A 10072-nucleotide genomic window follows, 5' to 3' on the forward strand; every position below is an offset into this window, starting at 1 on the left:
CGCGTTGCAACCCGCTACGATCGATGCCCAAAGGTCTTCCTGTCCGCCGTCGCCCTCGCCGCAACCGTCATGTTCTGGCTTTGAAAATCAATGAGTCTGGAGCCTAAATCTCGTGCCCCGGGCTCGCTTCAGGTGGATCTCCACTCGACCAGGCATGCCGTGGAGGAGGATCGTTAGGTATCTCCCAGTCCTGGCCCTGCCGAAGCGAACAACCTCCCTTTCTGGCATACCATGACACTTATCTCTCGGTCGGCAGTATTGGCCCCGATCACCGACGATCGACTGCCCGGTGCAACAGTCTCCATACGCTTGGAAAGCACTTCTCGTCGCAAGGCCAGTGCAGCAATTGCTGCGGAGACCAGCGCACCGAACAAGGCGGGCAGTGCCCCGACGTAAAGATCGTGCGCCGCCCCGAAAGGAGCCGCACCAAGTTGCAGGCGCCTAAGGGAAAGAGTGTCCTGCTGCAATCTGCCCAGCATGACTAGTCCGGAAGCGACCAGCGCCAGCAGGGTGGGAATGCCGCTCCAAGTCAGTGTGCAGATTCCAAGGAGCAACGGAAACACGCCAAATGCGATCTTGCGCATATGCTCCGCCCCGAGAAACAGGATCAGAAGGGTCTGCACCCCGCCCAGCCACGCCACGGCCGCACCGCTCCAGGCGCCAAGCAGGGCATATTGTGTCCCGTATCCTAGTCCGATCGCGGCCTGCACGTTTAGTATTCCACGGCGGGTTCGCATGAGAGGCCACGTCAACTGGGCAGCGAGGCCAATCGCGCCGGGCAGCAGCGCAATGCTTCCGGGTTCGAGGAGTTCATGCAGCGTGATCATCGGTCTTCTCCTGATCCGCGCCGAAACGTGGCGCGGGTCAGGGCTACCGGAGGGGCCGATGGCGAACTTGGGGCCAGTCTGGGGAATTGGTGAAGGAGCCGTGGGGAATCCTGACCCAGCCACGGAACCAGCGAGGCAGAGCGCCCGCGGCACACACAGCCGTCAGAAACCGAGTTCCTTCAGGGCGCGCTCGATCTCGTCCCGGCTGGCGTGCTTGGCAAAGGGAAAGGCGCTGAAGAAGGCCTCGGACGACATGCCGGGGCGTCGCGACCGGGCATTCTCGGCCCAGTACCGGGCGCGGTCCCGATCGCCGGCCAGCTGGTGGGCAACGGCAGCGACGCAGGCCAGAAGGTGATGTGCCCGGGGCGCACGCGCCCCCCTGTCAGACCATTTTGCTGCCGCTTCGTAATCCCCGTCGACGACGAAGGACTGTGCGTGGGTCCCCAACATGGCGTAGTGGAGCGGGTCGAGCGGACTGAGCGACATTGACCGGATCGTGTTGGCACGTGCCGCCTCACCCTTGCCGGACAGGACGTCCATCAGCCCCCTGACATAAAGCGCCTGGGCGTAGTTCGGTGAAATCTCGACGCTGCGGTCAAGCCAGCCTGCGGCCCCGTCCAAGTCCCCCTTCAGCCAGCACACGCGTCCCATACAGTAATTCGCGAAGGGATCGAGCAGGTCGAGGTCAAGGCTGTTCTCTGCGGACTCTAGGGCGGCGTCGATCGCGCGCTGACGTTCCGGGCCGTATTGCATGAAGCCGTTCTGGAACTGGGTAAAGGACAGGCCGGCATGGGCGCGGGCGAACCCCGGCTCGCGCTCGATGGCCGAACGGAACAGCTCGGCCGCTGCGTCGTTGTCGGGCCGGTTGAACCGGTACATATGCTGCAGTCCCAGGTGATAGGCCGACCAGGCATCGAGATTGCCGGTCGTGTCGAACCGGGGCGTCCTGACCTCGTTTTGGGGAATCCGCGTCTCCAGCGCGGCGACCAGGCTGCCGACGATGTCCGACCGGATTTCCTGAACCGAGTCGGACGTCCCCCGATAGGTCTCTCCCCAGATCGCACGGCCCTGAAGTGTCTCGGTCAGTTCGACCGTCACGGTCACGCGGCTATCCGACAGGTTCACGAGGCCGGACAGGATGTATCCCACCCGCAGCACGTCGCGCAGCCGCGCGGGGTCGTGCTCCATGTCCCGGAACCGGAACGACGATCCACGCGCCACCACGTCGATCCAGCGCAGGCGCGACAGGCCCGAGATCAGCTCGGCCGGAACACCCTCTGCAAGCGTGGCGCAGACCGGCGAGGGTTCGAGCGACTGGAACGGCAGAACCGCGATGGACGGCTTTCCCTCGTCCAGGGAAAGGAGAAAATCGGTCTCCGGCAGCACGACTTCGCTATCGGCAGTTTTGGCACGGGGCATGATCCGGACATCCGCCACGCAGCGAAAGCCACGCCCGTGGACCGTGCGGATCACCTCCTGCCTGCGGCCGTCGTCGCCCACAGCCTTTCGGGCCTCCTTGATCGCCGTCGAAATTGCGCTGTCCGAGATCGCGCGACCGTCCCACACGACATCCACGATCTCGTCCTTGCTGACGAGGCGGTCACGGTTCTGCAGCAGGAGGGACAGCAGCGAAAGGACGCGCCCCTCGACCGCAACGACCTCGCCCGCGTGCGAAAGTTCGCCGCGGACTTCATCTAGCTCATATGCCCCGAATTGCAGCCGCATGGCGTAATGATACGCCGCACTCGGGCGTTTATCCAAGAATTCCTCAGACTTCCACAGGTTTACCTCAATCGCCGGGGGGCGGGATCGTGCAGGTTGCCTGCACTGAAGCGAGACCAGACAGGAAAGGAATTCCCATGTCCCGCACCACAAAGGCGTTCGCCTCCTGCATTGCCCTTGCACTGTCGTGCCAGGGCGGATTTGCCGACACGGTCCGCGAGGCCGCACTCAAGTCGCACCCGTCCCAAGGCGAGGTGCACGCGATCCAGGGCGCGCGCGTCGCGCTGGCCACGAGCACGGCCGGCGTCCATTTCGACTTCCAAAGCGCCGAGCTGCACCCTGGCCACGCCTACACGCTCCTGATGGCAGTCATGAACCGTCCTTCCGAGTGCCCGGCCCTGCCCTGCACGCCCAAGGACGTGCTCGGGCGGTCCGACATCGTTCGATCCGACGTGGGCGTCGTCGGCGGTGCGGTCGCGCGCGCGGACGGCACCCTGTACATTACCGGCATCCAGAAAGTCGGCGCGTTGCCGGAGGCCTTCTTCGGCCATGGGCTTCAGGATCCGCCGGCGGCCGAGATCCACTTCGTGCTGAACGATCATGGCCCGGCCATCGAGGGCCGCATGGTTGAGATGCTCGGCACCTATCGCGGGGGCTGCACGGACGAAAGCCTGCCCCCGCCCATGCCGGCCGCCGCGCGGGCCTCGGGAAACACCGGGCCTAACACATGCCGCCTCGTACAGAACGTACAGTTTCTTCCCGAACGGCCTGAAAGCTGAGCCGAACCCAAAGGAGATCACCTCATGACACGCGAAACCAAGATCGACCTGCCCGCCATCTTGACGGACCTGGGTCCCAAGTTCGCCCAAAGCGCCGAATGGCTGGATGCCACTGACGGCTTCGTTTCCGAAAACTACCAGTTGCTTCGCGATCGAAAGGTCTTTTCGGCCCAGGTGCCCATGTCCTACGGCGGCGGCGGCGCCAGCCATGGCGAAATTGCGGAGTTCATCCGCGGCGTGGCGCGGCATTGCCCGTCCACCGCGCTCGCACTGGCGATGCATCAGCACCTCGTATCTGCGGCGGTCGCCAACGACAGGGCGGGCCGTCCAGGCAAGGCGCTTCTTGAAAAGGTGGCGGCAGGCGAACTGGTGCTCGTCAGCACCGGTGCCAACGACTGGCTGGAGTCAAACGGGACTGCCAAGCCTGTCGACGGCGGCTACAGGATCAGTGCGATAAAACCCTTCGCCAGCGGCTCTTCAGCCGGGGACATGATGATCACCTCCGCCGTGCTCGATCTGCCCGGGGAAGCGCCCCAGGTCCTACACTTCCCGCTGTCGCTCAAGTCCGAGGGCGTGACGCTCATGGGCGACTGGCAGACCATGGGGATGCGGGCCACGGGATCCCAGACGATCCAACTGTCGGAGGTCTTCGTGCCCGAGGCGGCGATTTCGCTACGCCGTTCGCAGGCCGGATTCCACCCCGCCTTCAGCGTCATCCTCACGGTGGCGATGCCGATCATCATGTCGGCCTACCTCGGCATCGCGGAAGCAGCCGCCGAGATAGCACAAACGCGCGCGAAAGGGCGCGCAGGCGATGCGGTCACGCAAATCCTGGTGGGCGAGATGGAAAACCTGCTGACCACCGCGCGGCTCGCGCGCGACGACATGGTGCGGCTGGCGAACGATCTCGACTTCGCCCCAACCGTCGAGCTCGCCAGTGCCATCCTGACCCGAAAGGCGATTGCCGCACGTCACGTGATCGCGACGACGGAGAAGGCGCTCGAAGTGTTGGGCGGATCCGGTTTTTTCCGCAAGGCCGGGATCGAGCGGCTCCTGCGTGACGCGCACGCCGCCCAATTCCATCCGCTTCAGGAGAAGCGCCAACAGGTTTTCACCGGGCGCCATCTTCTGGGGCTTGCCCCTGTCGAGACCGGCCAAACCAAAGATGACGTCCCGCGGGCGGCGTAGCAGCCAATGGACCCCGCAGAAGGAAACACGCCATGAAACGCACGCTTCTGATCGCTTCTTCCCTCGTCGCCCTTGCGGTGACCGGTGCCGGGCTCTCCGGCATCGGCGGCCCGGAGTGGATGACGGCGTCGGCCGGACTGGGCAGCCCGCCGGCGTCCGAAGACGCGGGGCCGGTCCGCCGTCCCGTCCTGGTGGCGACGGTTCGCGCCGACCGGAGCGAAAGCGTCGTCAGCTTGCCTGCCGTGATCGCTCCGGCTACCGAGGAGACCCGCGCCTTCCAGGTGAACGGGCGGCTGGTCGAGCGGCTTGTTTCCCTCGGGGACATCGTTCGTCGGGGCGACGTTCTTGCCCGCCTCGACGACAGCGATTTCCAGCTGGCGCTCCAGGCCGCCGAAGCCGAACGCGCCGCCGCCCGGGCGGCCCACGAGAAGGCAAGGCTGGCCCTTGACCGCGTCCGTTCGCTGCAAACGGGCGGATGGGTCAGCACCCGCGCCTCCGACGACGCCGAGGTGGCGTTCGAAGAGGCCCGCGGGCGGTTCGAACAGGCCCGGCGCGCGGTGAACCTGGCGCGGAACGCGCTCGATCATGCCGTAATAAGCGCCGACGCCGACGGCGTCGTGACCCGCGAATTTGCCGAGCCCGGCCAGGTCGTGGCACCGGGACAGCCGATCCTCGGCATCGCGCGGGATGCCGGGCGTGAAGCCATTATGGCGGTGCCGGAAGGGCTTGTCGCCGATCTCCGGACACGCCGCGCCGTCGTCGCGATCTGGTCGGAGGACAGCCGGGTGATCCCGGCCCGCCTCGTCGAGCTCTCGCCGATCGCGGACCCGGTCACGCGCACGTTCGAGGCGCGCTATCGCCTCGACCGGCATGGGGCCGCCCCCGCGCTCGGGATGAGCGCGACGGTCCGGCTGACCCGCACCGAGGACACGGCAACGACCGAGGTTCCCTTGTCGGCGCTGTCTTTCGATGCGCAGGGCCCGTCGGTCTGGGCCGTGGACGAAGAAGGCCGCACGGAACGGCGCCCCGTCGCCATCGTCGGGATTGGCACCGATACCGCGCGCATCGCGAGCGGTCTCCGCGACGGAGAGCGGATCGTCGTCATCGGGGTTCACAAGATCCGGGCGGGCGAAACCGTCCGCGCAATTCAGAAGGAGGGCTAGGTCATGGGAAACGTCAACCTGTCCCGTTTCGCCGTCGGTCACCCGGTGCTGATCCTGTTCCTGATGCTCACCTTCGCCATCGCCGGGGCTCTTTCGTTCCAACGCCTTGGCCGGGCCGAGGACCCGGACTTCACCATCAAGGTGGCCATCGTCTCGGCCGCCTGGCCCGGCGCGACCGCAGCCGAGATGCGCGACCTCGTGGCGGACCCGGTGGAAAAGAAGCTGCAGGAGATGGAGAACCTCGACCGCGTGGAAACCTACACGACGGCCGGCTTCATGGCGACGAACGTGGTTTTCCGCGACGAGACCGCGCCCGAAAAGGTGCCGGACCTGTTCTACCAGGTCCGCAAGAAGCTGGACGACGTCCGGCCGTCCCTGCCTGCCGGGATCATGGGTCCGCAGGTCAATGACGAATATGGCAACGTATACTCCGTGGTCTACATGCTGTCTTCCGAGGAGCTCGATCTGGGGCAGTTGAAGGACATCGCCGACGACATTCGCCAGCGGCTCCTGCGCGTGCCCGATGTCAAGAAGGTCGACCTGTTCGGCACCCAGCCGGAGCGGATCTACGTGGAGTTCAGCCACGCCCGGCTGGCCACGCTGGGAATCGGACCGCAGGAAATCTTCGCAAGCCTCGCGCGGCAGAACGCCGTTGCCCCGGCGGGACGGTTCGAGACCTCATCGGCGTCGATCCCGGTCCGGGTCACCGGGGCGCTTGACGGCATTGCGGCGATCGAGGCCGTGCCGGTCGCCGCGGGCAACCGCGTGTTCCGCCTGGGCGACATCGCCACGGTGCGGCGCGGCTTTGCCGATCCGCCGGCCACGTTCCTGCGGCAGAACCGCGAGCCCGCCATCGGCATTGGCCTGTCGATGCTGGAAAACGGTAACATCATCGATCTGGGCCACGCACTTGACGCCGTGATGGAGTCGATCCGCGCCGACCTGCCCGTTGGCATCACGATCGACCAGATCGCTGATCAGCCCGAGGTAGTCGAACACTCGATCTTCGAGTTTCTCAAGGCCTTCGCCGAGGCGCTGGTCATCGTGCTGGTGGTTTCCTTCATGTCGCTGGGTCTCCGGACGGGAGTGATCGTTGCGCTTTCGGTGCCGCTGGTTCTGGCCATCGTCTTCCTGATCATGTCGGCCATGGGGATCGACCTGAACCGGATCACACTGGGCGCGTTGATCATTGCGCTGGGGCTTCTGGTTGACGACGCGATCATCGCGATAGAGATGATGATGGTGAAGATGGAGGAAGGCTGGGACCGCGCCAGTGCCGCCGCCGCGGCCTGGGACATCACGGCCTTTCCGATGCTGACCGGCACGCTCGTGACGGCAGCCGGGTTCATCCCCGTGGGTTTCGCCGCCTCTGCCGTGGCGGAGTATTCAGGCGGAATCTTCTGGGTCGTCGCGATCTCGCTTCTGGTATCTTGGGTCGTGGCGGTCCTGTTCACACCCTATCTGGGCGTGAAGTTCCTGCCCGACGCGAAGGCGCAAGACCCCGGCCATGATCCCTATGGAGGGGCGCTTTACCGCAGGCTTCGCGCCATGGTGGACGGGGTCGTCCGCCATCGCCGCAAGGCCGTCGTCGCCACAGCCGCGATCTTCGTGGCCGCGGTCCTTGGCTTTCTGAACGTGCAGCAGCAGTTCTTCCCGCTTTCCGAGCGGCCCGAGTTGTTCCTACAGATGAACTTGCCCGAAGGGTCGTCCATCACGGCAACCGCCGCGGCCGTCGCCGAGGCCGAGGAGCTCCTGGCCGAAGACCCCGACGTGATTCACGCCACCAGCTACGTGGGCCAGGGCAGCGTGCGCTTCTGGATCGGGCTGAACCCGGTCCTGCCCAACCCGGCCTTCGCGGAAATCGTGATCCTGTCTAAGGACACCGAGGCCCGCGAACGGATCAAGGCCCGGCTGGAAGGCGCCATCGCGGACGGCGCCCTGAGCGGCGCGCGCACCCGCGTGACACGTTTCAACTTCGGGCCACCCGTGGGGCACCCGGTTCAGTTCCGGGTGCTGGGGAAAGAGCCCGCCCGCGTGCGCGAGATTGCGGAGGACGTGCGCGCGATCATGGCACGCCATCCCGGGGTCGTGGAGCCGCACCTGCAGTGGACCGAACAAGCACCGGCAATCCGTCTGACCGTGGATCAGGACCGTGCGCGTGCTCTTTCCCTTGCGACGCAAGACGTGGCCGAAAGCCTGCAGACCCTGATCTCCGGGTTGCCCGTCACGCAGATGCGCGAGGGCAACGACATGGTGACGATCGTTGCCCGCGCGAGGGCGGACGAGCGGCTGGACGCGGGGCGGGTCGGTGACCTGACCATCGCCACCCGCGGCGGCGTTGCCGTGCCGCTTGCCCAGGTCGCCCGGATAGAGCCTGCATTCGAGGACCCGATCCTCTGGCGGCGCAACCGCGACCTGATGATCGCCGTGCGTTCCGACATCGTGGACGGCGTGCAGGCGCCCCAGGTCTCGACCGAGATCCGTCAGGCGCTCGCCTCCCTTGTTGCGGCGCTGCCCGAGGGATACCGGATCGAAACCGGCGGAACCATCGAGGAAAGCGTGAAGGGCAACGGCTCGATCTTCGCCATGTTCCCGATCATGCTCGTGGTGACGCTGACTATCCTGATGGTCCAGCTGCAAAGCTTCGCACGCCTTGCGATTGTGTTGATCACCGCGCCACTGGGCATCATCGGATCGTCCCTTGCGCTGAACCTGTTTTCCGCGCCGTTCGGTTTCGTCGCGCTCTTGGGCCAGATCGCGCTTGCAGGCATGATCATCCGGAACTCGGTGATCCTGGTCGACCAGATCGAAGCCAATGTCGCGAACGGGCTGGATCGCTGGACGGCCATCGTCGAGGCGACGGTCCGCCGCGCGCGCCCGGTCGTCCTGACGGCCATGGCGGCGATCCTGGCGATGATCCCGCTGTCGCGCTCGGTCTTCTGGGGACCGATGGCGATGGTGATCATGGGAGGCTTGTTCGTCGCGACCCTGCTTACGCTGTTCTTCCTCCCGGCTCTCTATGCTTGGTGGTACCACGTCTCGCCGCCAAGCGTCGCGAAGGAGAGATTCAAGATACAAGCGCCCGACGTGAAGATTGCTGCGGAGTAGGCGAGGAAGCGAAATTGCTGCGACGAATGCCGCATCAGGTTCGGAGCAGACAGTTGTTGCGCAGCGGGTCTTCTTTGCCGGAGGAACGTCCGCGCCGGGCTCATCGGAGACATCTGAGGCTTTTTGTTAGATGACCGCTTTGCAGGACAAAGCGGACCTTGGCGGTCCAGGTCTGCACGGAACCCCGCCATGATGGTCCAGCCACGCACGGGCGGCATGGGCGCTCGGGGTCAAATGAAGCAGCCGGACTTGCCAGATATGCCAGGCCGTGAAATCGTCGGCCCATGGATGATCCTGCTTCAGTCCTTGCACCCGCGGGTCGGGAATATCGTGGTTCGACCACCGATCCTTTGCGTTGGACGACCTGGAGCCCAAGAAAAGGCGACATCCTTGTCTGCACGCCGCCCAAGTGTGGAACGACCTGGACACAAACCATGCTTGCGATGCTTGTCAATGGCAGTGCGGATCTGCCGGACAAGGTACCGGTGCTGTCTCCGTGGGTTGACGCGGACCTCGGGGTTTCCGCCGATGAAGTGGCGACGACGCTGGCGGCACAAAAGGAGCGGCGGGTGGTGAAGACGCATACACCGGCAGATGGGTTTCCGATCTGGGAGGGTGTAACAGTCATTGCTGTCTACCGACACCCACTGGATGTCTTCTTTTCCCTACGCAAACACGAAGCCAACAAAAGAGTTGTCACGCCGGATCACCCGATGAGCTTGCCTGTCCCGGATTCCATCCGTCGGTTTATCAATGATCCAGTGGACCCGGACGATTTTGACAAAGACACATTGGCGTCCTTGACGCTGCACTATTCCGAAACGGTCCTTTCAGGACGCTATCCAAACCTGGACGTCTTTCACTATTCGGACATGTTGCCCGACGGTCACCGCACTGTGCAACATCTGGCCAAGGCTGCTGGCATTGAGGCCAGCGCAGAATTGATTGATCAGGTCGCAGCAGCCACGGTTTTCGGGGCCATGAAGGCTAGAGCAGTCGACTATGCTCCCGTGGGCGGTACCGGCTACTGGAAATCCGACGCCGGATTTTTCGACTCCGGTAGCTCTGGCAAGTGGGAAGGCCAGCTCTCGCCAGCAGAGATCGACCTTTTCAATACACGCCTTGCTGAACTTGTGCCCGACGAAAAGGCGCGAACTTGGCTGCTCGCGGGCGGCAGTTAGGCTCCAGACCCATTGATTTCCGACTTTCGGCGTGATTCAGGCTCCGCAAGGAGACCTGAGCATGAGCAACCTTTTCTGGCTGACGGACGAGCAGATGGCGCGTC

At 64.7% G+C, this 10072-nt stretch carries 7 protein-coding genes and 1 pseudogene; 6 read left to right on the plus strand and 2 right to left on the minus strand.

Annotated elements, in window-relative coordinates; translation table 11 throughout:
* Positions 1–84, plus strand: a pseudogene (locus R5H32_RS20135) (IS5/IS1182 family transposase); the annotation flags it as partial.
* Between the two features lie 89 nt (positions 85–173).
* Here the strand turns inward: R5H32_RS20135 and R5H32_RS20140 are convergent.
* Together R5H32_RS20140 and R5H32_RS20145 are read right to left on the minus strand one after the other, a co-directional pair.
* Positions 174–827, minus strand: coding sequence for a YgjV family protein (locus tag R5H32_RS20140; RefSeq protein WP_318340442.1), 654 nt, complete (start codon positions 825–827; stop codon positions 174–176).
* Positions 828–989: 162 nt separating this feature from the next.
* Positions 990–2552 (minus strand): winged helix-turn-helix domain-containing tetratricopeptide repeat protein, encoded by a 1563-nt coding sequence (locus R5H32_RS20145; protein ID WP_318340443.1) that lies wholly within the window; start codon positions 2550–2552, stop codon positions 990–992.
* 134 nt (positions 2553–2686) lie between these two features.
* Here R5H32_RS20145 and R5H32_RS20150 point away from each other — a divergent pair, with 134 nt between their 5' ends.
* The 5 genes from R5H32_RS20150 (at position 2687) to R5H32_RS20170 (ending at position 9968) form a co-directional block, all read left to right on the plus strand.
* On the plus strand, positions 2687–3328 hold the full coding sequence (locus R5H32_RS20150; RefSeq protein WP_318340444.1) for a hypothetical protein: 642 nt from the start codon (positions 2687–2689) through the stop codon (positions 3326–3328).
* A gap of 24 nt (positions 3329–3352) precedes the next feature.
* Entirely contained in the window at positions 3353–4516 is a 1164-nt protein-coding gene (locus tag R5H32_RS20155; RefSeq protein WP_318340445.1) for an acyl-CoA dehydrogenase family protein, read from the plus strand.
* Positions 4517–4548: 32 nt separating this feature from the next.
* Entirely contained in the window at positions 4549–5679 is a 1131-nt protein-coding gene (locus R5H32_RS20160; protein ID WP_318340446.1) for an efflux RND transporter periplasmic adaptor subunit, read from the plus strand.
* Between the two features lie 3 nt (positions 5680–5682).
* Positions 5683–8787 carry an efflux RND transporter permease subunit gene (locus R5H32_RS20165; protein WP_318340447.1) on the plus strand — a complete coding sequence of 1035 codons (3105 nt, stop codon included), beginning with the start codon at positions 5683–5685 and terminating at the stop codon, positions 8785–8787.
* A 284-nt stretch (positions 8788–9071) separates the two neighbouring features.
* The gene (locus tag R5H32_RS20170) at positions 9072–9968 is read left to right on the plus strand and encodes a sulfotransferase domain-containing protein (protein ID WP_318340448.1); all 897 of its coding nucleotides are present in this window, start codon (positions 9072–9074) and stop codon (positions 9966–9968) included.
* Positions 9969–10072 lie beyond the last annotated feature (104 nt).

The sequence above is a fragment of the Defluviimonas sp. D31 genome (assembly GCF_033436765.1).
In the GTDB taxonomy this organism is placed as follows: Bacteria; Pseudomonadota; Alphaproteobacteria; order Rhodobacterales; family Rhodobacteraceae; genus Albidovulum.

What these genes read in the sequence shown, in the direction of transcription:
- R5H32_RS20140 (WP_318340442.1), bottom strand. Translation starts at nt 827, where the DNA reads ATGATCACGCTGCATGAACTCCTCGAACCCGGAAGCATTGCGCTGCTG.
- R5H32_RS20145 (WP_318340443.1), bottom strand. Translation starts at nt 2,552, where the DNA reads ATGCGGCTGCAATTCGGGGCATATGAGCTAGATGAAGTCCGCGGCGAA.
- R5H32_RS20150 (WP_318340444.1), top strand. Translation starts at nt 2,687, where the DNA reads ATGTCCCGCACCACAAAGGCGTTCGCCTCCTGCATTGCCCTTGCACTG.
- R5H32_RS20155 (WP_318340445.1), top strand. Translation starts at nt 3,353, where the DNA reads ATGACACGCGAAACCAAGATCGACCTGCCCGCCATCTTGACGGACCTG.
- R5H32_RS20160 (WP_318340446.1), top strand. Translation starts at nt 4,549, where the DNA reads ATGAAACGCACGCTTCTGATCGCTTCTTCCCTCGTCGCCCTTGCGGTG.
- R5H32_RS20165 (WP_318340447.1), top strand. Translation starts at nt 5,683, where the DNA reads ATGGGAAACGTCAACCTGTCCCGTTTCGCCGTCGGTCACCCGGTGCTG.
- R5H32_RS20170 (WP_318340448.1), top strand. Translation starts at nt 9,072, where the DNA reads ATGGATGATCCTGCTTCAGTCCTTGCACCCGCGGGTCGGGAATATCGT.